The 25,600-nt window shown below is 68.7% G+C and carries 26 protein-coding genes, 5 pseudogenes and 1 riboswitch; of the genes and pseudogenes, 20 read left to right on the top strand and 11 right to left on the bottom strand.

Annotated elements, in window-relative coordinates; translation table 11 throughout:
- Positions 1–42: 42 nt before the first annotated feature.
- Entirely contained in the window at positions 43–510 is a 468-nt protein-coding gene (bcp, locus tag ACX28W_RS15645) for a thioredoxin-dependent thiol peroxidase (RefSeq protein WP_458999558.1), read from the bottom strand.
- A 163-nt stretch (positions 511–673) separates the two neighbouring features.
- On the opposite strand from bcp, the gene ACX28W_RS15650 reads away from it, so the two are divergent.
- Together ACX28W_RS15650 and ACX28W_RS15655 are read left to right on the top strand one after the other, a co-directional pair.
- Positions 674–1,012, top strand: a complete 339-nt coding sequence (locus ACX28W_RS15650; protein WP_458999559.1) for a DUF3618 domain-containing protein — start codon at positions 674–676, stop codon at positions 1,010–1,012.
- A gap of 100 nt (positions 1,013–1,112) precedes the next feature.
- A complete protein-coding gene (locus tag ACX28W_RS15655) occupies positions 1,113–1,415 on the top strand; it encodes a GroES family chaperonin (protein ID WP_187285621.1) in 303 nt (100 codons plus the stop codon).
- A gap of 51 nt (positions 1,416–1,466) precedes the next feature.
- Positions 1,467–1,528, top strand: a riboswitch (guanidine-III (ykkC-III) riboswitch).
- A 71-nt stretch (positions 1,529–1,599) separates the two neighbouring features.
- Here ACX28W_RS15655 and ACX28W_RS15660 read toward each other — a convergent pair.
- Complete coding sequence (locus ACX28W_RS15660) at positions 1,600–4,077, bottom strand: transglycosylase domain-containing protein (protein WP_458999560.1); 2,478 nt, start codon at positions 4,075–4,077, stop codon at positions 1,600–1,602.
- 223 nt (positions 4,078–4,300) lie between these two features.
- Between ACX28W_RS15660 and ACX28W_RS15665 the strand changes: the two genes are divergently transcribed.
- The 4 genes from ACX28W_RS15665 to ACX28W_RS15680 are packed head-to-tail and all read left to right on the top strand — an operon-like array spanning position 4,301 to position 7,985.
- Positions 4,301–5,101: an ABC transporter permease gene (locus tag ACX28W_RS15665; RefSeq protein WP_458999561.1), complete on the top strand. Its 801-nt coding sequence runs from the start codon at positions 4,301–4,303 to the stop codon at positions 5,099–5,101.
- Positions 5,102–5,141: 40 nt separating this feature from the next.
- Complete coding sequence (locus tag ACX28W_RS15670) at positions 5,142–6,029, top strand: ABC transporter permease (RefSeq protein ID WP_458999562.1); 888 nt, start codon at positions 5,142–5,144, stop codon at positions 6,027–6,029.
- A 48-nt stretch (positions 6,030–6,077) separates the two neighbouring features.
- Complete coding sequence (locus tag ACX28W_RS15675; RefSeq protein ID WP_458999592.1) at positions 6,078–7,103, top strand: ABC transporter ATP-binding protein; 1,026 nt, start codon at positions 6,078–6,080, stop codon at positions 7,101–7,103.
- Between the two features lie 33 nt (positions 7,104–7,136).
- Entirely contained in the window at positions 7,137–7,985 is an 849-nt protein-coding gene (locus tag ACX28W_RS15680; RefSeq protein ID WP_458999563.1) for a DUF1707 SHOCT-like domain-containing protein, read from the top strand.
- A gap of 243 nt (positions 7,986–8,228) precedes the next feature.
- On the opposite strand, the gene ACX28W_RS15685 is transcribed toward ACX28W_RS15680, so the two are convergent.
- Positions 8,229–9,599, bottom strand: coding sequence for an SGNH/GDSL hydrolase family protein (locus tag ACX28W_RS15685; protein ID WP_458999565.1), 1,371 nt, complete (start codon positions 9,597–9,599; stop codon positions 8,229–8,231).
- Positions 9,600–9,930: 331 nt separating this feature from the next.
- On the opposite strand from ACX28W_RS15685, the gene ACX28W_RS15690 reads away from it, so the two are divergent.
- Together ACX28W_RS15690 and ACX28W_RS15695 are read left to right on the top strand one after the other, a co-directional pair.
- Entirely contained in the window at positions 9,931–11,328 is a 1,398-nt protein-coding gene (locus tag ACX28W_RS15690) for a DUF445 domain-containing protein (protein WP_458999566.1), read from the top strand.
- A gap of 101 nt (positions 11,329–11,429) precedes the next feature.
- Positions 11,430–11,906: a hypothetical protein gene (locus ACX28W_RS15695; protein WP_458999567.1), complete on the top strand. Its 477-nt coding sequence runs from the start codon at positions 11,430–11,432 to the stop codon at positions 11,904–11,906.
- Positions 11,907–11,915: 9 nt separating this feature from the next.
- On the opposite strand, the gene ACX28W_RS15700 is transcribed toward ACX28W_RS15695, so the two are convergent.
- Entirely contained in the window at positions 11,916–12,383 is a 468-nt protein-coding gene (locus tag ACX28W_RS15700) for a hypothetical protein (protein WP_458999568.1), read from the bottom strand.
- 248 nt (positions 12,384–12,631) lie between these two features.
- Between ACX28W_RS15700 and ACX28W_RS15705 the strand changes: the two genes are divergently transcribed.
- Positions 12,632–13,693, top strand: a complete 1,062-nt coding sequence (locus tag ACX28W_RS15705) for a GlxA family transcriptional regulator (protein ID WP_458999569.1) — start codon at positions 12,632–12,634, stop codon at positions 13,691–13,693.
- Here the strand turns inward: ACX28W_RS15705 and ACX28W_RS15710 are convergent.
- A pseudogene (locus ACX28W_RS15710) lies at positions 13,666–14,109 on the bottom strand (MarR family winged helix-turn-helix transcriptional regulator); the annotation flags it as partial. The gene ACX28W_RS15705 and the pseudogene ACX28W_RS15710 overlap by 28 nt on opposite strands.
- Positions 14,110–14,238: 129 nt before the next feature.
- Between ACX28W_RS15710 and ACX28W_RS15715 the strand changes: the two are divergent.
- Complete coding sequence (locus ACX28W_RS15715; protein ID WP_458999570.1) at positions 14,239–14,622, top strand: tautomerase family protein; 384 nt, start codon at positions 14,239–14,241, stop codon at positions 14,620–14,622.
- A gap of 130 nt (positions 14,623–14,752) precedes the next feature.
- Here ACX28W_RS15715 and ACX28W_RS15720 read toward each other — a convergent pair whose 3' ends face one another.
- Positions 14,753–15,055: a hypothetical protein gene (locus ACX28W_RS15720; protein ID WP_362069392.1), complete on the bottom strand. Its 303-nt coding sequence runs from the start codon at positions 15,053–15,055 to the stop codon at positions 14,753–14,755.
- Positions 15,056–15,369: 314 nt separating this feature from the next.
- Here ACX28W_RS15720 and ACX28W_RS15725 point away from each other — a divergent pair, with 314 nt between their 5' ends.
- Positions 15,370–15,795: a hypothetical protein gene (locus tag ACX28W_RS15725; protein WP_458999571.1), complete on the top strand. Its 426-nt coding sequence runs from the start codon at positions 15,370–15,372 to the stop codon at positions 15,793–15,795.
- Positions 15,796–15,964: 169 nt separating this feature from the next.
- Positions 15,965–16,387, top strand: a complete 423-nt coding sequence (locus tag ACX28W_RS15730) for a hypothetical protein (protein WP_458999572.1) — start codon at positions 15,965–15,967, stop codon at positions 16,385–16,387.
- A 90-nt stretch (positions 16,388–16,477) separates the two neighbouring features.
- Here the strand turns inward: ACX28W_RS15730 and ACX28W_RS15735 are convergent, their stop codons facing one another.
- Positions 16,478–17,311, bottom strand: coding sequence for a helix-turn-helix domain-containing protein (locus tag ACX28W_RS15735; RefSeq protein ID WP_458999573.1), 834 nt, complete (start codon positions 17,309–17,311; stop codon positions 16,478–16,480).
- A 112-nt stretch (positions 17,312–17,423) separates the two neighbouring features.
- On the opposite strand from ACX28W_RS15735, the gene ACX28W_RS15740 reads away from it, so the two are divergent.
- The gene (locus ACX28W_RS15740) at positions 17,424–18,020 is read left to right on the top strand and encodes an NADPH-dependent FMN reductase (protein ID WP_458999574.1); all 597 of its coding nucleotides are present in this window, start codon (positions 17,424–17,426) and stop codon (positions 18,018–18,020) included.
- Entirely contained in the window at positions 18,017–18,211 is a 195-nt protein-coding gene (locus tag ACX28W_RS15745) for a hypothetical protein (protein ID WP_458999575.1), read from the top strand. Before ACX28W_RS15740 ends, ACX28W_RS15745 begins: the two co-directional genes overlap by 4 nt.
- 50 nt (positions 18,212–18,261) lie before the next feature.
- On the opposite strand, the gene ACX28W_RS15750 is transcribed toward ACX28W_RS15745, so the two are convergent.
- Entirely contained in the window at positions 18,262–18,627 is a 366-nt protein-coding gene (locus ACX28W_RS15750; RefSeq protein ID WP_458999593.1) for a recombinase family protein, read from the bottom strand.
- Positions 18,628–18,643: 16 nt separating this feature from the next.
- Positions 18,644–19,806, bottom strand: a pseudogene (locus tag ACX28W_RS15755) (IS30 family transposase).
- Positions 19,807–20,099: 293 nt separating this feature from the next.
- On the opposite strand from ACX28W_RS15755, the gene ACX28W_RS15760 reads away from it, so the two are divergent.
- From ACX28W_RS15760 to ACX28W_RS15770, 3 genes and pseudogenes are all read left to right on the top strand, one after another.
- Entirely contained in the window at positions 20,100–20,504 is a 405-nt protein-coding gene (locus tag ACX28W_RS15760) for a Rid family hydrolase (RefSeq protein WP_458999576.1), read from the top strand.
- Between the two features lie 173 nt (positions 20,505–20,677).
- Positions 20,678–21,009: pseudogene (locus ACX28W_RS15765) on the top strand (nitroreductase family protein); the annotation flags it as partial.
- Between the two features lie 88 nt (positions 21,010–21,097).
- Positions 21,098–21,589, top strand: coding sequence for a cupin domain-containing protein (locus ACX28W_RS15770; protein WP_458999577.1), 492 nt, complete (start codon positions 21,098–21,100; stop codon positions 21,587–21,589).
- Positions 21,590–21,662: 73 nt separating this feature from the next.
- Here the strand turns inward: ACX28W_RS15770 and ACX28W_RS15775 are convergent.
- Positions 21,663–23,224 (bottom strand): annotated as a pseudogene (locus ACX28W_RS15775) (Tn3 family transposase); the annotation flags it as partial.
- A gap of 116 nt (positions 23,225–23,340) precedes the next feature.
- Between ACX28W_RS15775 and ACX28W_RS15780 the strand changes: the two are divergent.
- From ACX28W_RS15780 to ACX28W_RS15790, 3 genes are all read left to right on the top strand, one after another.
- A complete protein-coding gene (locus tag ACX28W_RS15780) occupies positions 23,341–23,643 on the top strand; it encodes a hypothetical protein (protein ID WP_458999578.1) in 303 nt (100 codons plus the stop codon).
- A gap of 80 nt (positions 23,644–23,723) precedes the next feature.
- Positions 23,724–24,260 (top strand): DUF4240 domain-containing protein, encoded by a 537-nt coding sequence (locus ACX28W_RS15785; RefSeq protein WP_458999579.1) that lies wholly within the window; start codon positions 23,724–23,726, stop codon positions 24,258–24,260.
- Between the two features lie 403 nt (positions 24,261–24,663).
- Positions 24,664–25,389 (top strand): hypothetical protein, encoded by a 726-nt coding sequence (locus ACX28W_RS15790; RefSeq protein WP_458999580.1) that lies wholly within the window; start codon positions 24,664–24,666, stop codon positions 25,387–25,389.
- 70 nt (positions 25,390–25,459) lie between these two features.
- Here the strand turns inward: ACX28W_RS15790 and ACX28W_RS15795 are convergent.
- Positions 25,460–25,540, bottom strand: a pseudogene (locus ACX28W_RS15795) (e9imm peptide); the annotation flags it as partial.
- Positions 25,541–25,600 lie beyond the last annotated feature (60 nt).

Raw genomic sequence — 25,600 nt, forward strand, 5'->3', positions numbered from 1 at the left:
ATACCGGAGTCTCCGGTGTGGGCCGTTCGTGAGGGGCGGGCGTCAGATGCCCAGGTCCTTGATGATCTTGGCTACGTGGCCCGTCGCCTTCACGTTGTACAGGGCGCGTTCGACCTTGCCCTCCTCGTCCACCACGATCGTGGAGCGGATGACGCCGACGACCGTCTTGCCGTAGAGCTTCTTCTCGCCGAAGGCGCCGTAGGCCTCCAGGACGGTCTTGTCGGGGTCGCCGACCAGGGTGACCTTGAGGGACTCCTTGTCGCGGAACTTCGCGAGCTTCTCGGGCTTGTCGGGGGAGACGCCGATGACGTCGTAGCCGGCGCCCGCGAGCAGGTCGAGGTTGTCGGTGAAGTCGCAGGCCTGCTTCGTGCAGCCGGGGGTCAGGGCGGCCGGGTAGAAGTAGACGATGACCTTGCGGCCCTTGTGGTCGGCGAGAGACACCTCGTTGCCGTCGGCGTCGGGCAGGGTGAAGGCGGGGGCGGTGTCGCCGGGCTGGAGTCGCTCGCTCATCGGTACCTCACGTGGCCGGGGAATGCTTACAGAATTGCGTACGGAACTACGGAACGAGCGTAATGGGGGGTGCCGAGGGGTGCGGCGTGGTCCGAGCTGACAGACTGTCGGGACACGGAATCGGAAACGGTACGGATCAGCACACGACCACGGAGGCAGCGCGGTGTCGGATACGTCGAGAACGTCGGATACCAGGACTCCGGCGCAGATCGAGGCGGACATCAAGCGCCGCCGTGAAACCCTCGCCGAGACGCTCGACGAGATCGGCGTGCGGGTGCACCCGAAGACCATCGTCGGCGACGCCAAGGCCAAGGTCGCCTCGAACATCGACCACACCCTCGGCCGCGCCTACGTCGGCGTCAACCGCGTCGTCACCGACGTGACGGGCCGGCTCGTCACCGAGGAAGGCGCGCCGCGACTCGATCGCATCGTGCCGGTGGCCCTGGTCGTGGTCGGGGTCGTGGGGCTGCTCGCCGTCGGCTCGCGTCGGCGCAAGCGCTGACCCGGCGGCGTACGGACCGGTCGAAGGCAGGTAGGTTCGGGGCGTGAGCGCCAATCGGGACAAGCAGAGCATCCACCACGACGACAAGTTGCCCATCCGGATGCTGCACGACCGCGTGCTGGTCCGGCAGGACGCCGCCGAGGGCGAGCGGCGTTCCGGGGGCGGCATCCTGATCCCGGCGACGGCGGCCGTCGGCCGCCGCCTCGCCTGGGCCGAGGTCGTCGCGGTCGGGCAGAACGTACGGACGGTGGAACCGGGCGACCGCGTCCTCTACGACCCCGAGGACCGCGCCGAGGTCGAGGTGCGGGGGATCGCGTACGTGCTGATGCGCGAGCGGGATCTGCACGCCGTGGCGGCCGACCGGTTCGAGGGGTCCGAGGACTCCACGGGGTTGTACCTGTAGGACGTACGACAAAGGGGCTGGTGACCGTCGTCACCAGCCCCTTTGTCGGCCCTTGCTCCCTTTGAGGGACCCCGACGAGACGCGCCGTACCGGGACCGCGAAGACGACGCACCCCCGTTGATTGATCACGGAGGTGCCGTCATGGCCTGGATCCTGCTGCTCGTGGCGGTGGTGGGGCTGAAGCTCACCTCCGGCTACTGATGCGGCTCAGCGGCCCCGTGCCCGCGGTGATGCCGGGCGTCCCCGTCGTACCGCCGTCGGTCGTGCCGCCGTTCGTGGTGGTTCCGCCGTCGGTCGTGCCGCCTGTGGTGGGCGTGCCGCCCGTGGTGGTGCCGCCCGTGGTGGTTTCGCCGGTGGTGGTTTCGCCGGTGGTGGTTGCGCCGTCGGTCGTGCCGCCGTTCGTCCCGCCCTGGGTCTGACCTTCGGTCTGGCCCTCGGTCTGCCCCTGTGTCTGGCCTTCCGTCTGGCCCTGCGTCTGCCCCCCGGTCTCCTGGCCGTCGTCCGTCTCGCTGTCGTCCGTCTCGCCCTCGTCCGTCGCCCCGTCGTCCTCGCCGCCGGTGTCGGGGGACTCTTCGGCGGGTTCGGTGGTCGGGAGCTGCTGCTCCTCCGCGCCCGGCTGGAGCTGAAGGTCGAAGTCCTTTGCCGGGGTGCCCTTGAGCGCGGCCTTCGTGTACTGGGCCCAGATCTGCGCCGGGTAGCCGCCGCCGTTGATGCGGGCCTGGCCGAGGGCCTTGTACAGGGGCTTGTGCGCGCCCGTGTCCGGGTCCTGGCCCATGACGGCGACGACGGTGGCGAGGTCGGGGGTGTAGCCCGCGAACCAGGCGGCCTGGTCCTCCTCCGCGGTGCCGGTCTTGCCGGCGGCGGGCCGGTCGGCGGCCAGCGCGGCCGTGCCGGTGCCGCCCTCGACGACGCTCTGCAGGACGGAGGTGGTCGTGTCGGCCGCCTCGCGGCTCACCGCCTGCCTGGTCACCTGCCGCGGCAGCTGTACGTCCTCCGCACCGTCCTTGGTGATCTTGTCGACCAGGGTGTACGTGCCGTGCTCGCCGTGGTTCGCGAGGGTGGCGTACGCCTCCGCCATGTCGAGGACGCTGGCCGTCGCCGGGCCGAGCGCGATGGACGGGGTGGCGCTCAGGTCGGGAGTGTCCGACGGGAGGCCGAGGGCGACAGCCGTCCGCTTGACCTTGTCAGGGCCGACGTCGACGGCCATCTGCGCGTACACCGAGTTCACCGACTTGTCGGTGGCGGTGCGCACGCTGATCGAGCCGTACGAGTAGCCGTCCTCGTTCTCGGGCGCGTACGAGCCGCCGTTCCAGCCCTGCACGGACCGCTGGTCGGTGCCGTCGTAGATCGTGTTCGGCGTGATCATACGGCCGTCCTGGGTCTGCGAGTGGTTCTGGACGGCCGAGGCGAAGACGAGCGGCTTGAAGGTGGAGCCGACCTGGTAGTCCCGGCGCGTCGCGTTGTTGACGTACTGCTGGGTGTAGTCGATGCCGCCGTACATCGCGACGACCTTGCCGGTGGCCGGGTCGATGGAGACGCCGCCCGCACGGACGTACCGGTCGACCTTGCGGTTCTTCTTGTCGAGGTGGTCCATCACCTGGTCGTCGACGGCCTTGACGAAGGCGTCCTGCTTCGACTTCTGCAGGGTGGTCGTGATGCGGTAGCCGCCGGTGGCGAGGGTGTCCTCGTCGATGACCTTGTGGGAGATCAGGTAGTCGTTGACGGCCTGCACCAGATAGCCGCGCTGGCCGGACAGGCCCGCCGAGCCCTTGGCCTCCTTCGGCATCGGGAACGTGACCTTGTCCCGGTCCGCCTCGGTCAGCCACTTCTTCGTGACCATGCCGTCGAGTACGTAGCTCCAGCGGGCGACCGCCGCGGACTTGTTCTCGGGGTGTGCGATCACGTCGTACTCGCTGGGCGCGTTGAGGAGCGCCGCGAGGTAGGCGCCCTGGCCGACCGTCAGATCCTTGGCGTCGACGCCGTAGTACGCCTGCGCGGCGGCCTGGATGCCGTACGCGTTGCGGCCGAAGTAGCTGGTGTTGAGGTAGCCCTCGAGGATGTCGGCCTTGCTCTTCTCGCGGTCGAGCTTGACGGAGATGAAGAACTCCTTCGCCTTCCGGACGACGGTCTGTTCCTGGCCCAGGTAGTAGTTCTTCACGTACTGCTGGGTGATCGTCGAGCCGGACTGCCGGCCCTTGCCGGTGGAGGTGTTCCAGGCGGCGCGGATCATCGCCTTGGGGTCGATGGCCGACTCGGTGTAGAAGTCCCGGTCCTCGGCGGCGAGTGTCGCGTGCTGGGCGTCCTTGGAGATCTGCGCGAGCGAGACGTTCTCCCGGTTGACCTCGCCGTCGCGGGCGAGTTGGCTGCCGTCCGCGTACAGGTAGACGTTGCTCTGCTTGGTCGCGGCGGCGTTCGCGGAGGGGATCTGGACCAGGTAGTAGCCGAGCGCGAAGAGCCCGGCCACGATCATGATCGCGATGATGAAGCTGCCGAGCACCATGCGCCAGGTCGGGATGAGACGGCGCCAGCCGGTGCGCTTGGGCTTGGGCTTCTTGCCTGGCTTGCCGGGCGTGCCTGATGCTTCTTGTGGTGCCGGTCTTGCCTCCGGTTCCCTGGGCGCCCAGCCCTGGCTGTTCCGCTGCGGCTGCGGCTTGTCATTCATTTGTTCGCCGGACTCCTGTTTCGCGTCGTACGTTCCCGTACGCCCTCGTACGCCTTGTGCGCCCCCTCTTGAAGACTGTCGCACCATGCGTTCCGTTCCCGGATCCCGGCACGCGTCGCGGCCGGAAAATGCCTGGCAGCCGACGCCGACGGGGGGCTAGGCTCCTCCGCTTCGGTCAAAACGGCTCCCAACCGGCTTTCTTGACGCAAGAGAGGACTTCCTCGTGGGGACAGGGCGGTTGTACACGACCGTCGCGAAGGGCGCGTTCCGGCGCTTCGCCACCTATCGGACCGCGACCGCGGCCGGAGTGTTCACCAACACCGTCTTCGGGCTGATCCTGGCGTACGTCTTCATCGCGCTGTGGGACGACAAACCGCACCTCGGCGGCTACGACCAGGCCCAGGCGCTCACTTATGTGTGGCTGTCCCAGGCGCTGATCATGGTGGTGGCCGTGATGGGCGGAGGCTTCGAGGAAGAACTGATCGAGCGCATCCGTACGGGTGACATCGCGATCGACCTGTACCGGCCCGCCGACCTCCAGTTGTGGTGGCTGGCCCAGGACGTGGGCCGGGCGCTGTTCCATCTGCTGGGGCGCGGCGTGGCCCCGCTGGCGTTCGGCGCGCTCTGCTTCGAACTCGCCCTGCCCGCCGACCCGGTGACCTGGATCGCCTTCCTGGTCGCGGTCGCCCTCGGGGTGTGCGTCAGCTTCTCGATCCGCTATCTGGTGGCGTTGTCCGCGTTCTGGCTCCTCGACGGGGCGGGCGTGGCACAAATGTCCATGATCCTGGGCGTCTTCTGCTCGGGGATGCTGCTGCCGCTGAACCTCTTCCCGGGCGTGTTCGGCGAAGTGGCGCGCGCCCTGCCTTGGGCGTCCCTGATCCAGGCCCCCGTGGACGTGCTGCTCGGCGAGGCGGATCCGCTGGGCACGTACGCCTTCCAGGCGGCCTGGGCGATCGGGCTGCTGGGGCTGGGGCGGCTGATCCAGTCGGCGGCGACGCGGAGGGTGGTGGTGCAGGGTGGGTAGCGGTAGCGGTAGCGGTAGCGGTAGCGGTAGCGGTAGTCGGGTGGACGAGCGGCCGTGGGCTGCCGGCAGCTCGGTCGGCAGCGCGACCGGCAACTCATGGGCCAGGCAAGGGGCGTACGCCCGCGTGTGCGACGGGCTGCGCGCCTACCGCATGATCGCCGCCATGTGGATCCGCTCCACGATGGCTTACCGGGCCTCCTTCGCGCTGACCGTCGTCGCCAACTTCGCGTTGACCGGCCTCGACTTCGTCGCGATCCTGCTGATGTTCTCGCAGATCGACCGGCTCGGCGGCTACAGCCTGCCCGAGGTCGCCTTCCTCTACGGCGTCGCGGGCACCGCCTTCGGCCTCGCCGACCTGGCGCTCGGCTCGATGGACCGGCTCGGGCGCCGGGTGCGCGACGGCACCCTCGACACGCTCCTCGTGCGCCCCGTGCCGGTGCTCGCGCAGGTCGCGGCGGACCGCTTCGCGCTGCGCCGCCTCGGCCGGATCACCCAGGGGCTGCTGGTCCTCGGGTACGCCATCGCCGTACTCGACCTCTCGTGGACGCCGCTGAAACTGCTGCTGATTCCGCTGATGCTGCTCAGCGGCGGGGTGATCTTCTCGGCCGTGTTCGTGGCGGGGGCGGCCTTCCAGTTCGTCGCGCAGGACGCCTCCGAGGTGCAGAACTCCTTCACGTACGGCGGCAGTACGCTCCTGCAGTACCCGCCGACCGTCTTCGCCAAGGACCTGGTGCGCGGGGTGACGTTCGTGCTCCCGCTGGCCTTCGTCAACTGGCTGCCCGCGCTGTATGTGCTGGGGCGGCCCTATCCGCTCGACCTGCCGACATGGGTCGCCTTCACACCGCCGCTGGTGGCGGCGGGCTGCTGTGCGCTGGCGGGGGTCGCGTGGCGGGCGGGACTTCGTTCGTATCGCAGCACGGGGAGTTGAGAGTGGCGGCAGCCGTGGGCATGGATGTGGACGGGGACGGACGTGGACGTGGACAGTGACTTCATCGAACTCGACGGCGTCGAAAAGGTCTTCGACGTGCGCAAGAAGACCGGCTTCCTGCGCAGTGAGCGGCGCCAGGTGCGGGCCGTCGACTCCCTCTCCTTCACCGTGTCGCGCGGCGAGATGGTCGGCTACATCGGCCCGAACGGCGCCGGCAAGTCGACCACCATCAAGATGCTGACCGGCATCCTCACCCCGAGCGGCGGCCGGCTGCGGGTCGCGGGTATCGACCCGACCCGCGAACGCACCCGGCTCGCGCAGCGCATAGGGGTCGTCTTCGGGCAGCGGACGACCCTGTGGTGGGACCTCCCGCTGATCGACTCGTACCGGCTGATGCACCGCATGTACCGGATCCCGGACGCCCGTTACCGCGACAACCTCGACCGCTGTGTCGAACTCCTCGAACTGGGCGCGCTGTTGGACGTCCCGGTGCGACAGCTGTCGCTGGGCCAGCGGATGCGCGGCGACATCGCGGCGGCCCTGCTGCACGATCCGGAGATCCTCTATCTCGACGAGCCGACGATCGGGCTCGATGTGATCAGCAAGGCCAGAGTCCGGGAGTTCCTGCGGGACTTGAACGCCGAACGCGGCACGACGGTGCTGCTCACCACCCATGATCTGCAGGACATCGAGCAGTTGTGCAAGCGCGTGATGGTCATCGACCACGGGCGGCTGATGTACGACGGCCCGCTCGCCGGGCTGCACGAGGTGGGGGAGAGCGAGCGGACCCTCGTGGTCGACCTGGAGCGCGAACTCCCGCCGATCGAGGTGGAGTCGGCGCGGGTCGTGAAGGTGGAGGGGCCGCGGCAGTGGCTCGCCTTCCCGGCGGCGGCGTCGGCGGCTCCACTGGTGGCGCAGATCGCGGCGGAATATCCGTTGGCGGATCTTTCGGTGCGGGAGCCCGACATCGAGGCGGTCATCGCCAAGATGCTGCAGTCCATGGGAGACAGGTCCACGGAGGGCAATTCCATGGGGGACGCCACCGAACCCCCGCCGGAGAAAGCTCTCTCGTAGCCTCCCGGGCGGGGAACTCGTAGGCTGCTGTCCATGACCGACGAACCGGAGCTGCGCGCCTCCGACGCCGACCGTGAGCGAGTCGCCGAACAGTTGAGGGACGGCCTCGCGGAGGGCCGCCTCGACATGGAGGAATTCGAGGAGCGGCTGGAGGCGACGTACAAGGCACGTACGTACGGGGAGTTGGCGCCGATCACCCGCGACCTGCCGGGTGCGGCGGCCGTGGGGCCCGTCTCCATGGTCAAGCGGCCGGTGGGGAGCGGTGGGGCGTGGGCGGACCGGATCGTCGGCGGTGAGGGCTCGTCCTCGTGGGGTGTCGCGATCATGGCGGGGTTCCAGCGCACGGGCCGCTGGACCGTGCCCAAGCGGTTCAACTCCTTCGCGTTCTGGGGAGGCGGCGAGATCGACCTGCGGGACGCGAACTTCGCCGACCGCGAGGTCGTCATCAACTGCGTCGCGATCATGGGCGGTATGAATGTCGTCGTACCGCCGGGCGTCGAGGTCGTCGTCCGCGGTATAGGCATCATGGGCGGCTTCGACCAGCGCGAGGAGGGGCGGCCCGGGGACCCCGGCGCCCCGCGCGTGATCGTCACGGGCTTCGCCTTCTGGGGCGGTGTCGGCGTCGAGCGGAAGATCACCCGGGCCGAGCGGCTGCGCCTGAAGGAGGAGCGCCGGCAGGAGAAGCTGGAGCGCAAGGCCGCCCGCAGGGAGCTGGAGGGCTCGCGGGGCAACGGCCTCGACGGCATGTTCGACGCGCTCGACGAGGCCCACGACCTGATCCGCGACCACCACGAGAAACACCGCGAACGCCACGAGGAGCGTCGCGAGCGCCATCGGGAACGCCGCGAGGAGCGGGACAGGCGGAGGAACGGCGACTACTGATCCCGGGCGGGCGTGGTGCGCCCGACAGGGGCGCGGGGAACTGCGCGAAGGGGTTCACCGGAGGAGCGGCGACTACTGATCTCGGGCAGGCATGGAGCGCCCGATAGGGGCGCGGGGAACTGCGCGAAGGCGTTCATCGGAGGAACGGTGACTATCTGATCTCCGGCCGTGGTCGACATTGTGCGGCTCCGCCGCGGGGCGCGACCAGGCCCCCACGGCCCGCAGCCGACCCGCGACCCGCACCTACAGCTCTGCCGGCGCCGACCCCTTCAAGTCCTCCAGGTCGAACACGTCCGCCATGCGCTCGTACCCCTTGTCGCTGGGGTGCAGATGATCCCCCGAGTCGTAATCGGCCCGTATCCGCCGCGGATCGTACGGATCGCGCACCGCCTTGTCGAAGTCGACGACCGCGTCGTACACCTTGCCCGCCCGGATCTCCTCGTTGACGGCCTGCCGTACGGCCTCACGGGCGTCGGAAGAGCCGCGGTGCCCCCCGAACGGCATCAGCGTCGCACCGACAACCCGCAGCCCGCGGGCATGCGCACGCCGAACCAGCTCGCGCAGCCCGTCCGTGATCGTCTCCGGGTCGATCCGGCTGGGGCCGCGCAGGATGTCGTTGACGCCGAGGTCGATGACGACGATCTTGACGTTCGTGCGGGCGAGCACGTCGCGGTCGAAGCGGTTCAGGCCGCTCGGGTTGTCGGCGGGCAGGCCGAGCCCGTCGGTCAGTACGCGGTTGCCGCTGATGCCCTGGTTGACGACGCTGTAGCGGGGCACATCGGCCGCGTCGCCGGAGTCGGCCGCGGTCCGCAGCCGGTCCGAAAGGATATCCGTCCAGCGGTGGTTGGCGTCCTCCGTGGAGGTGACGCCGTCGGTGAGTGAGTCGCCCAGGGCGACGACGGTGCCGGACGACTCGTTGCTCAATACGTCGAGGGCGGTCAGATAGCGCCAGTACGTGGTCTGCTCCGCGTACGCGGTGCCGGTCACGTCCTCCGTGCGGTCGCCCTCGGCGATGTACGAGGTCTGCCGCGCGTTCCGGTGGTAGGTGACCGGACCGGACGGTGTCGGGGAGTACGTGGTCACGAGGACGTTGGAGTCCTGCGGGATCCCGACGCGCACGGCGTCGCTGATGACCTGCTCCCCGGCCGGGATGATCACTGCGGTGCGGCCGCCGAAGGTGAGGCGGCGCATGGTGTCGGCCTCCGCTGACGCGGCGTTGCCGGCCGTGTCGTTCTCGGCCGCGGCGACGGCGATCGAGGCGTGCGTGAGGTTCAGCGGCTGTTGCCCGTAGAGGTTGGACAGCGTGATGCGGGCACTCGTGCCACCGACGCTCACGTGCACGACGTTGCGCACGGAGCGGCCCGCCATGCCGTTCGTCTCGGTGCCGGGCTCGGCTCCGGCGGGGGATGTCGACCAGGCGCCGACCCAGGTGCCGACGGAGGCGGGCGCGGCCGAGTTCCGTGGGGTGGGGTTGTTGCGGAGGGCGTTCCGGGGGCCGCTGTTGCCGCTGCCGATGCCGTTGTCGGATGCGACGCCCATGAATATGGCGCCGGAAATGACCACGATCACGGCGACTATCGCGGCCAGCAGGGCATAACCATGACGCTTGGTCATGCGGTGCGTGTCTCCTCGGGCGATGGGAGCCCGAGGCTCCGATGTGATGAACCCATGATGCTGCATGGGGTGGGGGCAAGATCGACTGGGCCCCGATCGGGATGACCCCGAGGCGCCCCGAGGATTCCCCGGAGATTCTCCGGGGTACCCCGGAGATGCCCCCGAGGTGCCCCTGAGGTGCCCCCGAGATCCCCCGGACTTTGCCCCGTCCGGACAGACGCCGGGAACTCCTGTTTCGTTCCGGGAGTCGGTCAGGAAGGGGCAAAGAGACAATGAGGCATGGGCAAGAGGCCATCGAAGGCCATCGAAGGCCATCGAACGGGTGGAGCGGATGGAACGTACAGAACCGGATGAAGTGGGCGTTGAAGGGCAGCATGCCCGGCCCGGCGCCCCCGCGAACCACGTGACGACCTCCCTCGGCCGCGCGGGCCGCACGACGACCGCCCCCGGCCCGGTGGGCCGCGCGATGAACACGTTCAGCCCTGCCGACGAGGAGAAGCGCCGCGGGGTCCGCCGTATGAAGGTGACGGCGACCGGCCTGCTGCTCTTCGTCGCAGTCGTGTACGTCCTCGCCAAGTGGGCGTCCCACGAGGGCGCGGGCCCTTGGGCCGGTTACGTCGCCGCGGCCGCCGAGGCCGGCATGGTCGGCGCGCTCGCCGACTGGTTCGCGGTCACGGCCCTCTTCCGCCACCCGCTCGGCCTGCCCATCCCGCACACCGCGATCATCCCCACCAAGAAGGACCAGCTGGGCGTGTCGCTCGGTGAGTTCGTCGGCGAGAACTTCCTCTCCGAGGAGGTCGTACGACAGCGTCTGCGCGCCGTCGGCATCGGCAGCCGGCTGGGTGCCTGGCTGGCCGAACCGGACCACGCCGACCGGGTCACGGCGGAGCTGGCGACCGCACTCAGGGGGGCTTTGACCGTCCTGCGGGACTCCGACGTGCAGGCGGTGGTCGGCGAGGCGATCACGCGCCGCGCGGATGCCCAGGAGATCGCGCCCGGCATGGGAAAAATGCTGGAGAAGATCGTCGCGGACGGCGGCCACAAGCGGGTCGTGGACCTGATCTGCGTCAAGGCTCACGACTGGCTGGTGCTGCACGACGAGCAGGTCATGGACGCGGTGCAGGGCGGCGCCCCCGGCTGGACCCCGCGGTTCGTCGACAAGAAGGTCGGCGAGCGGGTCTACAAGGAACTGCTCCGGTTCCTCTCCGAGATGCGCGACGCTCCCTCCCACCCGGCCCGCGGCGCCCTCGACCGCTTCCTCGGCGACTTCGCCGCCGACCTCCAGTCCGACACCGACACCCGCGCGCGCGTGGAGCGGCTCAAGGGTGAGGTGCTCGGCCGCGGCGAGGTCCAGGACCTGATCGCCTCCGCCTGGACCGCCGTACGGTCCATGATCGTGTCCGCGGCCGAGGACGAGCGCAGCGAACTGCGGCTACGTGTCCGTGCTTCCCTGCTGTCCCTCGGCGCCCGCATGGCCACCGAGCCCAAGCTCCAGGCCAAGGTCGACGGCTGGGTGGAGGGTGCGGCGGTGTACGTCGTGACGACGTACCGGAAGGAGATCACCTCCCTCATCACCGACACGGTCGCCGGCTGGGACGCCGAGCACACGACCAAGAAGATCGAGGCCAACATCGGCCGTGACCTGCAGTTCATCCGGATCAACGGCACGGTGGTGGGATCGTTGGCGGGGTTGCTGATCTATACGGTGTCGCGGGTGGTGGGGGCGTGAGCGCAGAGGGTGTGAGCGCCGGGGATCAGGTGCGGCGTCTGAGTACCCCTTGAGTACCCGTACTCTGTCGGGCCGCCCCGGGCCGCGGAACCCTCGTACGCATGACCGAGAAGCTGTTGAGCCCGCTGGGAACGCGCCCTTGGCCGGAACGCTGGCTGACGCGCGTGCTCGGCGCCGCCCTCTCCTGCGCGGCGTACCTCCTCTGCCTCCCCTGGGACCTGCGCAGCCGCCCCGAGACGAGCGGGTCGATCACCGAGACGACCCCGGTGACCGTCCCCGGCGTCGCCCTGCTCGCCGTCGCCCTGCTGCTCCTGGCGGCCTACTTCGGCCACCGGGACGCGCTGGCCTGGCCGCTGCTGCTGGTGGCGATGCCGCCGGCCACGCTGATGTACGTCTCCTTCCACACCCACCCGGAGCCTCCGGACGCGGCGATCTGGCCGCTGGCTTGGGCGTTCTTCACGCTGGTGATCTCGGCGGGGGCGCTGGTCGCGGCGGCGGTGGCGCGGCAGTTCAGGGCGGAGTCGGGAGAACTGGGGGAATCGGGGGGAGAGGAACTGACGCTGGCGCAGTGGTGGTGATCAATACACCTAGGCCCCCGTCGTGGACCCCGGGCGAACGATCATCAGGATCGTGACGGTGGCCCAGAGAAGGTTGAAGACGCCGGTGAACATGGCGAGTCGGGCCGTGGTCCGAGGAGTCACCGAGCCGACGCCGTCCCAGATGCCCTCCATGATCGCGGCCTGCCGGGGCAGAACCAGCGCGCCGAGCACGACCGCGGCGAGCGCCGTCAGCGCGATCGAGACGATCAGCCAGGCGTCACCGAGCACACCCATGTTGCTCGCCGTGGCGAACCCGAAGACGGGGACGACGACGCCGAACGTGGCGTAGACCCGGCAGATGCGGTGCAGCAGCCGGACGGCGGAACGGGCCTGGGCGTCCCCCGGCTCGGCGAGGGCCTTGCGCGCGCCGGCCGGGAACATGCTGGCGGCGACCGTGACGGGCCCGATGGCGACGATCGCGGCGAGGACGTGCACGGCGAGAAGGAACTTGGTCACGGGGTGACGCTATGGGCGGATCCGGACCCGCAGAAGTGGCAGTTCTGCCAGGGCTCAACGGATTCTCGCCAAGGGCCAAGGGCCAAGGGCCAAGGGCCAAGGCCTGGAGCTGGGGAGGAGGCCAGGGAAAGAGCCGGGAAGAAGCCAGGGAAAGAGCCAGCGAGGGAGCCGGCGAGGAAGCCGGCAAGCATCATGTACGTGCCTCACGCACCCTTGGCCAGATCCCGCCGCATGCCTACGCTCTAGCCATGCACACCGTGGCCGTACTGGCGCTCGACCAGGTCATCCCCTTCGACCTCTCCGCCCCGATCGACACCTTCGGCTGGGCCCGGCTGCCGGACGGCCGTGAGGCCTACCGGATCCGGGTCTGCTCGGCCTCGCCGGGCGACGAGGTGAGCGCGGGCCCGTTCACGCTGCGCGCCCCGTACGGACTGGAGGCCCTGGCCGACGCCGACACGATCATCCTGCCCGGCGTCGCCGACCCGACCGTCCCACTCCCGCCGGGCGTGGCGGAGGTGCTGCGCGCGGCGGCCGCGAACGGCACCCGGATCGCCTCCATCTGCGTGGGCGCCTTCGTCTTCGCCGCCACCGGCCTTCTGGACGGGCTGCGCGCGACCACCCACTGGATCGCGGCCCAGGACCTGGCGGACATGTATCCCGCCGTGACCGTCGACCCGAACGTCCTCTACGTCGACAACGGCCAGTTCCTCACCTCGGCCGGCGCGGCTGCCGCGCTCGACATGTGCCTGCACATGATCCGCAGGGACCACGGTTCGGCCGTCGCCGCGCACGCCGCCCGGATGTCCGTCATGCCGCTCGAGCGGGAGGGCGGGCAGGCCCAGTTCATCATCCAGTCCCGGCCACCGGTACCGGCCGGCGCCACCATGGAGCCGCTCCTCGGCTGGCTGGAAGAGAACGCGGACCGCGACCTGACCCTGGAGGACATCGCCGCCCACGCCGGCATGAGTACCCGTACGCTCAACCGCCGCTTCCGCGAACAGACCGGCACCACGCCCTTGCAGTGGTTGCACCGGGCCAGGGTGCGCCGCGCCCAGTACCTCCTGGAGACGACGACGTATCCCGTGGAGCGCATCGCGGCGCAGGCCGGGTTCGGCTCGCCGACGGCGTTCCGGGAGCGGTTCAAGCGGGTGGTGGGGACGAGTCCGTACGCGTATCGGCGGGCGTTTCAGGGCGTGGGGGGCGAGTCGAAGCCGGGGGCGGGGGTGGCGCTCGGGGCTGTGTCCGGGATGGTGCCAGGGGTGGCGCCCGGGATGGCATCCGGATCGGGGTCCGCCGCCGCGGCCTCGTAGGCGCGCAAGGTGTCGACGACCAACTGCCGCTGATCGGGCGTCAGTGGTGCCAGCGCCTGGCGCCAGGCGCCGGCACCGCGGGACAACCACGCGGAGATGGACGGACGTTTGCCGTCGGTGATGCTGACGATGCGGCGGCGCCGGTCGGTCGGGTCCTCGCGCCGCTCCAGGATTCCCTTGCCGCTCAGTTCGCCGACCATGAGGCTGACGGTGGTCGGCGCGACCTCGAGGCGGGCGGCCAGGTCGTTCACCGTCAGGGGGCCGTCGAAGAGCAGGTACGACAGCAGCGACAGGTGCCGCGGAGCCAGCGCCAGCGACTGGAGTTCCTCGGGCACGGGGATGCGCTTGGCCCGGCCGACCATGCGGGGCATGAGGAGCAGCAGCGCTCTGACGGCGTCGTCGACGCTCGTTGACATCGTCCATCCCTCTGATTAGCTTTGAGGTCAAAGATGCTTTGCCCTCAAAGGGAACTGGCATCATGCTACCGAGCGGCTTGTCGGCTCGCTCGCCGAGCCGCTTTCCGATCCACGTGAACGGAGATCCCCATGCCACACCTCACCGTGCAGATCCGCGAAGAGGCGCTCGATGGAGAGGTCGAGCCGAAGCTCATCCGGGAGTTGACCGAAGCGGTGGCCGCGGTGTTCGGCGACTGGGCGCGTGCGGTCGCCGTCGTGGATCTGTTCGGCGTCCCGGAGTCCCGCTGGGGTACCGGCGGCATACCCGGCGAGGCGCTCGCACCGGTCGTCACGCTGAACATGCGCGAAGGGGGACTGACCCACCCCGAGATCCCCGACGCGCCCGCCCGGGTGATCGAGTCCCTGACGGAAGGGGTGGTCGCGGTCCTCGGTGAATCCGTACGGAAGCACGTGACCGTGCTGGTCGTGGGCGTTCCGGCGGGGCGCTCGGGGGTGGGTGGGGAGGTCGTCTGAGGCCGGGCCCGCGTGGGCTCGGGGCGACTGTGCCGACGTACCCGATGGCAGCCGTCGCATGGGCCGCACGGGGGTACGGGCCGTACAGGGCGTATGGGCCGTACAGGGCGTACGGGCCGGCCGTACGGGCTCAGGCTCGCCGGTCGGCCACGACCCACGAGGCGAGGGCCACGGCCCCGGCGACGCCGAACACGGAGGGCCAGGCACCCACCTTCTTGGCCAGCGGATGAGACCCGGCGAAGGCGGCGACGTACGCGGCGGTCAGTGCCCCGGCGGCCTTCCCGCCGGCCTGCTGCCGCCACTGCTGCGCGGCCGCGGCTCCGGCAGCGGCCAGTACGACCCCGCCGAGCTGCCGCTTCTTGGTCCAACGAGCCACGCCGTACCCGCCGATGAGCCCACCCGCGGCCACCGCCGCGGCCGGTACCTTCGCCATTGCTGCCTCCTGCTGCTGCGTCTGTCGAACGAACCGAGGTTAACTCGCGTGCGGTGCCGGCCGACGGCCCCCTCGTCCAGTCTGCTCAGTGGCCGTTCTCCAGGTGGAGTTCGAGCAGGTCGACACCGTAGTCAAGTCCGGAGGACACGTGACGGTCGGCGGGTGATCGATCCCATGGTGTAACGGGCTACACCATGGAGTCGGGAGGGCGGTCCCTCGTGGCGGCGAGCGAGCGACGGGATCGTAGTCGGCAGAGATCGCAACAGATCCGCGGGCCTCGAGTCGCCCGCGTTTCCCTCCCGAAGGACAATTCCGTGAAGTCGCCGCTCGCCTCAGTGAAGTCGTTCGTCGCCAACCTGCTGCTCTGGTCGTTCTTCGTGGGCGGCCTCGCCGCGAGCTCCGCCTCCGGCGCCGTCCTCGACGGCACGGAGAAGGACGTGGCCACCTACTCCGGCATCGCCGTCTCGCTCCTGGCGGGCTCGCGCATCGCGAAGAAGCCGAAGATCAAGGCTTTCCTGTCGGCGCCGCCGGTGCTCTGGTTCCTGTTCCTGTTCAACGGCGTTGTGGCCGCGGTCTGTTACCTCACCATGGACGGCGCGAAGGGGATCATGGCCGCCGTCGGCATGGGCCTTGTCTCGCTGGGCGCGGGCGGCGGCCTCCTCGCGAGCCGCGGCAAGCGACCCGCGGCACCCGCGGCACCCGCGGCACCCGTGGCACCCGTGGACCAGCCCTGGGCCTGACCCGCCGATCAGCCGCTCACCGGGACCGGCTCCGGATGCCTCGCGCCGCAGCTCTCGTACGGGTTCCCGCCACTGCCCACCCGGAGTTTGCCCGGCCCGGCGTACCACTCGATCTTTCGACCTTCGACTCAGAGCCGACCCCATCAAGGATCAAGGAAGGGACCATTCCATGGCCACGAACCGCCGACGCGGACGCCGTACTGCCGCCATCGCCACTACCGTCGCCTCCGTCGCACTGACCGCCGGACTCGTCACCGGCTGCGACGACGTCGACAACTCCCTGGACTGCTTGCAGAACGCCGACACGATCGCCGACAGCATCAAGGCAATCAATGAGGCCGGTCTGGACGCGGCGAAAGACCCCGCGCGGACCGACGACTCCATAGACACCATCAACAAGAACCTCGAAAAGATCGAAAAGATCGACGAGACCGACGACAAGACGGACAACGGCAAGGTCGACAAGGCGGTCGACGACCTCAACAAGGCGATCAAGGACTACAACAAGGCCATCCTGAACGGCGACACCACGCCGGACTCCAGCAAGATCAACGACGCGGCCGACCACCTGAAGAACGTCTGCACGTCGTAACGGGGCTGCCTGAGCGAACCCGCGGCATGGGTGGGCATGGCTCGCCGCCCTTGACGGCGCGACTCAACGGTGGATGCAGGTCGGGGTGTGTTACGAGATGGCCCGGAGTCGGCCGTGGGGGCGGCGGAGTTGGTCGACGGCCTGGGCCGTCCTCTCGTCTGCCGGAAGGAAGACGACCAGTTGTTGGGCGTCCGAGGTGAGTTCGAGCGTTTCACGGATCAGCTGAAGTTCGTACCCGGACGGGTGGTTGAGCCGGAGAGCTCCACGTCGCGGGACCACGTGACGGTTCAGGCGGCGCGTGAAGTCGGGGCCGGCGACGGGGGCGAGTTCTGCGGTGAGCCACTCGGAAGTCTCGACGGATGGTCCGAGCCACAGGTCGAAGGCCTGCTCGTCCGCGACATCGTCCCAGTCGGCGAAGAACATCCGGGCGCGGGGGTCGGTGAAGACGTAACGGGTGAGGTTCGGGGGTTTGACGTCGAGCAGTCCGGTTCCGCTCGTCACCAACTGGAAGCCGGTGGTGTGAGCGAGGACGTCGCCCAGCCGGTTGGTCACCACGGCGATCCCCGGTTCAAGGAGGCGGAGTGTTTCCAGGACCGAAGCGCGAACCTCGCGGCGCGGTGGGGCGGGCTGGGTGTGAGCAGTACATTCGCCGCCAGTGATCTTCGCGAGGTAGCGCAGATGGTTGCGCTCCGACGGGGCGAGGCTGAGCGCATCGCCAAGCGCGTTCACCACCGCCACCGAGGGATTGCGATCACGGCCCTGTTCCATGCGGGTCAGGTATTCGACGCTGATGCCGGCCCGCGCCGCGAGATCCGAGCGCCGTAGACCCGGTGACCGGCGGCGGCCGCGATCCGGCAGTCCCAGTGATTCCGGTTGGATGCTGTCGCGCTTGGCCCGGATGAAATCCCCCAACGGCGAACCCATGCCATGAGGGTACGGCGCTGCCCGCTGAGCGGTGAGCGCTCAGGCTGGCCCTGTGGGGGCCAGCCTGAGCACGGTCTGGTTGGGCCCACGGTGCGGCCTGATCGTGGTGGGCATGGAGAAGAACAAGCACAAGCTGGTGATCATCGTCGGAAGCATCCGGGACGGACGGTTCGGCCCGGTTGTGGCCTCGTGGGTCGCCGAACAGGCTGGTATTCATGGTGCTTTCGATGTGGAAGTCGTCGATCTGGCCCAGATCGACATCCCGTTGGTACTGCCTGCGGCATCGCCGAAGTACGCCGGCGATGATTACCCCCGTCCGGCCGGGATGGCGGCACTGACGTCGGCTTTGGAGGGTGCTGACGCGTTCATCGTGGTCACGCCGGAGTACAACCACAGCTATCCCGCGTCGCTGAAGGCGGCCATCGACTGGCACTTCACCCAGTGGACGGCCAAGCCCGTCGCCTTCGTCAGCTACGGCGGTGCGGCGGGTGGCCGGCACGCGGTGCTGCACCTGGAGAACGTACTGACCGAGTTGCACGCGGTGACGATTCGCGATGGTCTCGCCTTCCCCAACTACTTCGCGGCGTGGCAGGACGGCCGTCCGCTCGATCCTGAGTCCTCTGGGTACGCCAAGACGGTGCTCGACCAGCTCGCCTGGTGGGCGGTCGCGCTCCGGTCGGCGCGCAATGCCGCTCCCTACCCGGGGTGAGCACGGCGACTGTGAAGCACCTCCCGCTCGGGCGCACCGATCTGCCGATCAGCCGGATCGCACTCGGCTGCATGGGGTTCGCGGATCCAGCGCACGGGGTCAACCCCTGGGCCTCGGAGGCGAGTGGCTTCCCGGCGGAGAAGCCGAGCCGCGTGGGCTCCCGCCGCGCGGCCGTCCTCATCCGGGTGTGAGTAGTTGAGGTACAGAAAGTGCCGCTGAGATTGATCTTGCTGGAGCTGGCCTACTTCGTCGGCGCTTCGAGCTGACGGGGGACGGCGCCGGCGCGTAGCTCGCGCAGGTCCGGGATGTGGTTGTACAGGGTGCCTGGGGAGATGCCGAGCAGCTTCGCGATCGAGGTGATGGAGCGGCCTGGGTCGGGCAGCAGGTCGCGGGCGGCGCGGATGATCTCCTCGGTGGCGACGGTGGGGCGTCCGCCGACGCGGCCGCGGGCGCGGGCGGCCGCGAGGCCCTCCTTGGTGCCGATGACGATCAACTCGCGGATGAACTCGGCGAGTGCGGCGAAGACGTGGAAGACGAGCCGTCCGCCGGGGGTGGTCGTGTCTAGGGACTCATGCAGCGAGGTGAAGCCGATGCCGCGCTCGCGCAGCTCGGCGACGGCGAGCTCAAGCGGTCAGCGCATCACCGCTGTTCAGAAGGTCAGCGTAGACCTCTGCCGGAGTGCGGTAGCCGTGGGTCCTGCGCGGACGGTGGTTGAGTTCGTGGGCGATGGCGTCGAGGTCGGCCTGGCTGAAGGTGAGGAGGTCTGCGCCCTTGGGGAGGTACTGCCGAAGCAGCCGGTTGGTGTTCTCGTTGGTGCCGCGCTGCCACGGGCTCCGCGGCTTGCAGAGGTAGATCGGCATCCTGGTCTCGGTGGTGATGGCCTGGTGCTCGGCGATCTCCCGGCCGCGGTCCCAGGTGAGCGTCCGCCGCAGTTGGGGCGGGATGCCGAGGAGGCTCCTGGTGAGGTGCGGGGTGACCTGCTCGGCCTTGATGCCGTCCGGCAACGCGACGATGGTCGTGTAGCGGCTGGTGCGCTCGACGAGCGTGGCAACCGCCGAGGGCCGGGTGCCCATCACGAGGTCGCCCTCCCAATGACCGGGGACCTTACGGTCCTCGACCTCGGCGGGGCGGGCGGTGATGGACACCATGCCGCGGATGATGCCCCGCCCGGTGGGCCGGCGGGCGATCTTCGGGCGGCGCATGGGCCTGCCTGACCGCAAGCGCTGAGTGAGGCTGCGGTCGATCGCATGGCGGCGACGCGGATCGTAGAGCGAGAGGTAGATCGCTTCGTGCGAGATCTGCATGGCCGTGTCACCAGGGAACTGGCGACGCAGCCACCCTGCGATCTGATCGGGAGACCAGCACAGAGCCAACTTGGCCTCCACCAGGGCGCGCAGAGCTGGTCGCTGGGCGAGCTTGGCCTGCTTGGGCCGGCGCCCGCGCGCGTAGGCGGCCGCATCGGCGGACGCGGCACGGTAGCGGTCCCGGCCGCCGTTGCGGGCGATCTCGCGGGAGACGGTCGAAGGCGATCTGCCCAGCCGCCTGGCCAACTGCCGGGCCGATTCCCCGGCGGCGATGCCACGGGATATCTCTTCGCGCTCGCTGCCGCTCAGATGCCGCTCTGATCGCCGCTGCGGGGTGAGGCGGACGCCGCCGCTCTGATACAGGAACCGACGGGCGTGCTGCATCGGTGCCCCGCCCGCCCGATCAAGCTGAACGACTGCCCCTCGCGCCAGCGTCTCCAGATCTCATCCTGCTGAGCTGGCGAAAACCCGTAGTCACGCACCTGCACCTCCACGATCACATGATCATCCGGGGGTGGTGCGTTGATCACTTGAGGGTGCCAAGGTTTGCTGAAGGGGCGTGCAGCCTCCGGCGGACCGGCTCCGCGGTCCGGTGCGTGGTCGATTCGATCGGGGTCGGCTCAGTGGGGTGCTGCATGACGCCTGCCTTAAAGCCCCGGCCCTGGTGTGCGGCATGTCCCAGGCCTTCCTCAGTGCGCAACGGCATAACTTCTTCCTCGCAAGAGGACTGTCCGTAACTGGCAGCGCCATGCGTCGTCTCACCAGGGAGTGAGTCATGCCTGTTCAGGCGAAGAAATTCGGTTTTGGTATGCCGTGGGAGTCGCTCTACGGATACAGCCAGGCAATCCAGGTCGGTGACACGGTGTACGTGGCTGGGCAGGTGTCCCATGACCGTGACGGCAACTTCGTGGGTGCCGGCGACTTCGAGCTCCAGGTCAAAACCACGCTGGCCAATCTGGACCTGGTGCTGAAGCACTTCGGGGCCGAGCGCAGCCAAATCGTGGAGAGCGCGGTGCTGGTGAGGAACCTGCGGGAGAACTTCGACACGACGGCACGCCTTCACGCCGAGTACTTCGGGGAGCACCGGCCCACCAGCACGGTCATGGGTGTCTCTGACCTGGCACTACCGGACCAGTTGGTGGAGATCGGCGCGCTCGTGCGTCTCGACGTGAAGCCATAGGTCGGAGTCGGCCTGGCTCCCCCATTCATCTGTCGGGCTGCCGTACCTCTCGTGCCGCTTCTGGCCGTAGCAGCGGCCAGAAGCATGGGTCCAATCTGTCTCTTTAGCCCACGCGGTCGAACTTCGGCGGTCGACCCGCCGCGTGAACCAAGCTTCTTGCGGTTGGGGAGCATCCTGCTGCCCAGGACCTCCTCTTCCGCGAAGCCCATACCGCGGACGCATTCAGCGACGATCCAGTCATGGACGAGCAGATGCGGGCCATCTATGACCTGGTCAAGTACGGCCAAACCGCCTTCAACCAGTCCCCGCTGCGCATCGTCCTGGTCCGTAGGCCCGAGGCGCGCGAGCGTCTGCCGGCGCACACATAGCCGAGGGCAACAATGCAGAGGCAGCCATAGCGCCGCTGTCCGCGATCCTCGCCACCGACTACGAGTTCCACGAGGAGCTGCCGAAGCTCGCGCCGTTCGCGCCCGACGCGAAGGACACGCACTTCGCCGAGCCCCCGCCGCTGTGAAACCTACCCAGACCAATCAGTCCACCAGTCCTTCAAAGGGCTGGCCTGGAACCACCTACTCACGAATTAGGAAGTCGCCATGTCCTACCCAGAGCCCCGCTACCTCGGCGAAAGGGGCCAGGTCAGCGCACTGTTCCGACCTGCACCCCCGCAGCCCGACACCGGCTCGGGCGGCACCAACATCAGCTACGTGGCCAAGCAGGAGAACACCAACGGCGAGTTCGGCCTGTACAAGATCGACATGGAGCCCAAGGCCATGGGCGCCACGGAACACTTCCACCGTACGATCTCCGAGTCCTTCTACGTCCTGTCCGGCGAGGTCCGGCTCTACAACGGCGAACGCTGGGTCACAGGAGGCGAGGGAGACTTCCTCTACGTACCGCCCGGCGGGCTCCACGCCTTCCAGAACGACAGCGACGGCCCGGTGTCGTTTCTGCTGCTCTTCACACCGGGAGCTCCCAGGGAGGAGTACTTCGAGAAGGTGGCGGAGTACTCACAGCGCAGCCGCGAAGAATTGAAAGCCTTCCGGATCAGGCACGACCAGTACAACACCGACTTGCTCGACGACTAGGCTGCACTGAGTGCTGCGGTCCCTGTATCACACGCCCGGGACTGCCCGAAAGCGGCCCGGCCGGTGCGGCCCGTCAGTCCCCGTCATCGGTGTCTTCAGGTGCGTCCGGGTCCCGGAAGGGACGCAAGCCCTGGCCGGGGCCGCTGGCCTTGATGTTGAACAGGTAGCGGCCCAGGAAGTTGATGTGCCGGTCCTTGAGCGGGGAGAGCCGTGCGACGTCCTCGTCCTTGATGTCGTGGCCGTCGGCGCGGAGCTGGACGACGGCGGCGTCCAGGTAGCGGGTGTTCCACAGCACAACGACGTTGAGGACCAGGCCGAGGGCGGCGAGCTGGTCCTCCTGGCCCTCTCGGTACGCCTGGCGGATCTGGCCCCGGCCGCCGTGGCAGATCGCGCGGGCGAGCCGGTGGCGGGACTCCTGCACGGTGAGCTGCCGGTTCATCAGCCGCCGGTAGGTGTCGTCGACCGGGTCGACCACCGCGAGCAGGTGCATGGTCTTGTCGATCCGTCCGTACTCGGCGAACGCGGCGCCCAGCGGGGTGGGGTGGCCCTCGCGGCCGAACATCCGCAACAGGTCGTAGGCCCGGACCTGGTTCGTGATGAGCGACCCCGCGACGCGGAGCATGTCCGGCCAGTGCGTTTCGATCCGCTTCAGGTTGACCTTGTTGCAGGCCACGGCCTCCAGCGGCCCGTACCCGGCAGCCTGGCCCTCACCGTCGGGCAGGTCGGCCCGCCAGAACCGCTGGTCGGCCAGGTCACGGAAGCGGGGCGAAGCGGAAGCCGAGCATCTTGTACAGGCCGAAGGCCATGTCGGAGTACGAGGCGTTGTCGGTCGCGACCATCTCCGGCTTCACCCCGCCGTCGAGGTTCAGCAGGGTGTCCAGCGTGTAGAGGCTGTCGCGCGGGGTGCCGCGTACGACCATCGAGCCGATGCCCGCGACCTGGTCGTTGACGGCGTTGAGCCAGGTCACGCCCCGTTCGTACCCGTAGTACTTGGGCGAGGGCCCGGTGTTGATGCTCTTGACCGGGACGACGAAGCGCAGGCCGTCGACGGAGGCGAGCAGCCCGCCGCCCCACACCTGGGCCAGCTCGATCGCGGACTGGGCGGTGATGAGCGCGGCGTTCGCCGCGGCGATGGTGTCGGCACGCACGTAGTTCTGGTCGACGTGGGACAGCCGCGAGCGCGTCAGTGCCTTGCTCTCCGGTTCGATGACCGGGGTCAGGCCGATATTGCAGCTCTGCGAGACCAGCAGCGCGACCAGGGAGACGAGCAGGTCCTCCATGCGGGTGCGCCGGTCGGAGACGTGGCCAAAGGAGTCGAGGACCGGTCCAGGAGTGCACTTCGAACAAGAGGTCCGGCAGGTCGATGCGGGGAAGCATCGCCTCCGTGGTGGTCTTCAGCCAGGTCAGCGACTCCGGCTCGCCCACCGCGCCGAGCTTGTCCACCGACAACTTGGCGCGTCCGCCGCCCTCGGGGACGACGACCTCCACCTTCGCCTCGTCGCCGGCCTCCTCCATGCGGTCGGCCATCTGCCGCCACGCCGCATCCAGCCCCCGCGTGAGCTGAGCCAGGTGCTCGCTAGCGTCCTCGGTCAGGGACAGGCCCGCGAGGACGTCCGCGCGCACTCCTCTACGCGCAACCCGTCAGCCGCATCGTCCGCCTCACCATCGACGACATCACCGACGACGGGACCACCGTTACCGTCCAACTGGGAAACCCGCCGTCCCCGCTGCCGGAGCCCGTCGCCGACCTGATGCGTGCCTACATCCGGTCCCGCCAGCACCTGCCCTACGCCAGCAGCAGAAGCGCACAGTGGCTCTTCCCCGGCCGCCAGCCCGGACAGCCCATGAACCCGGTCAGCCTCCAGGTCCACCTCCGAAAGATCGGCGTCCCGCCGCAGAGAGGCAGGACCTCCGCGATCCGCCAGCTCGTCCTCCAAGCCCCGGCACCCGTCATCGCGAAGGCGCTGGGCTACCACGACAAGACCGCCACCCGCCTGGTCACCGAAGCCGGAGGAACCTGGAGCCGATATGCACCCGGCGACCACACACGCTGACAGGAGCGATGTGGCTGCTCTGATGGGCCAAGCTCCCGCGACCGGCCCGATGTCAGTACCAGGTGGCAGGCTCTGCCTCCATGAACAAACAGCAGTTCTGGCAGCTCATTGAGGCAGCCCGCAATCAGGCGTCCAACCCGAGCGACGGCGAAGCGGTCGCTCGCAAGGCGACCTCGCTGCTGGCCTCCCGGCCGGTCGAGGAGATCGTCGCCGCTGAGCAGGTGCTGTGGGACCTGATGGTTGACTCTTACACCAATCCTCTGTGGGCCGCTGCTTACATCGCCAACGGTGGGTGCTCTGACGACGGCTTCGACTACTTCCGCGGCTGGCTGATCGCTCAGGGCCGTGAAGTCTTCGAGCGCGCAGTCGCTGACCCCGATGCCCTGGCAGAACTGCCCATCGTTCAAGCCTCCGCGGCCGACGGCATCGACCTGGAGGGTGAGGACATGCTGGGCATCGCCTGGAACGCGCACATCTCGGCGACCGGTGATCAGCTCCCCGCGAGCCCACCCACCATCCGCTACCCGGAGCTGGACCCCACCTGGAACTTCGATTTCGATGACCACAGCGAAATGACTCGCCGACTGCCCCGCTTGGCCGCTCTCTATCTGGAGTAAGCGGAAGCTCGCAGTCACAAGGCGAGGTCAAACAGCGGAGGGGATGACTCCCGAGCATCACTGTCCGTCCGCAAGGCATGAACACGTCTCCGCTGACGAATACGCGACACCTCAACATGCGGGCCTACCAATCCCAAGGCCGGATATCCGCGTCCAAGTCCACGTGCCATGGGTCGGAGACCTCGATGTCTGGCACCGGATCATCGCCGACGAGATCAGCGCCGACGGCACCATCACCCTCACCCTGCGCCGCTCAGACGCCTTCCACTACTAGGCAGTGAGGCGGGCACAGGCAGGAATCATGGACCTGGCCGCGAGCCGGATTCCGCCAAACCGTCATCTCCCAGCCACATTCTCTGTGAGGGCGTTGTAGCCAGTTGGGGGGCGGGTGGAGGATCGCGCGATGGCGATGTTGGAGACGATCCTTGCAACGGTCAGCGGCCTCGGCGGAGCCAGTCTCGGTGCTGCCAGCACCCTGTTGGTGCAGCGAGCGAGACGACGCGACGACGCTGCCGCGGCCACCCTCGCGGCGGAACGTTCAGCGCAGGCGGCCCGTGAAGCTGCTGAGCGTGAGGCCTCGCATGCTCGCGAGGCTGCTGAGTGTGAGGCGACGCGTGCCATCGAGGCTTATCTGCGGGAGTCGGAGCGTGCCGACGAAACGAGAAAAGCGGCTGAGTCCGCCATCACCCTGGAGATGCTCGCCACAGCTCGTGTGGCGGCCAGGGTGTGGCTGATTACCGCCGAGCGGGCGATCAGTGACCTCCAGCAAGGCCATGCTGCCGACCCTGAACGCTATGACGAACAGCTCCAGGCAGAACTGAAGGAGTTCACTTCGACGCTCTACCGCCTAGCAACTCGCGACCTCCGCTACCTGGGAAACTCAACGCGCGGTCAGCAGGACAATCGGGCGCTCGTAGAGCTGCTCTCAGAGACTTCTCAGCACCTCCGTGACGCCCTGCGCATCAACGCTGATGCCCGCCTGCCGCGGAACGAACTCGATGACCTCTTCCGTAAGGCACGTGATGCCTTCCAGACGACCAATGCCTTCCTCGTCGGCAACACGGAGGCAATCACCGGACGGCGGATCCCAGACGTTGAGAGAGTCATGCCGGCTCCTCGCGAGCATTGATCGGCCTGGGCAGGTGACGAGAACGAGCGCTAGGAGCTGTCCGGGCGATCTTCCTAGCCGAATACCGGCGTCACAAGGCGATCGGCCGGTACGCCAAGGCCTGGTCGACCACTTCCTCGGCCGACAACTCCCGCTCTGGCGGCCAGAAGACAGCGACCCGCCTGGTAACCGAAGCCGGAGGAACATGGAGCCGATACGCCCCCGGCGACCA

The sequence above is a fragment of the Streptomyces sp. SD15 genome (assembly GCF_054462255.1).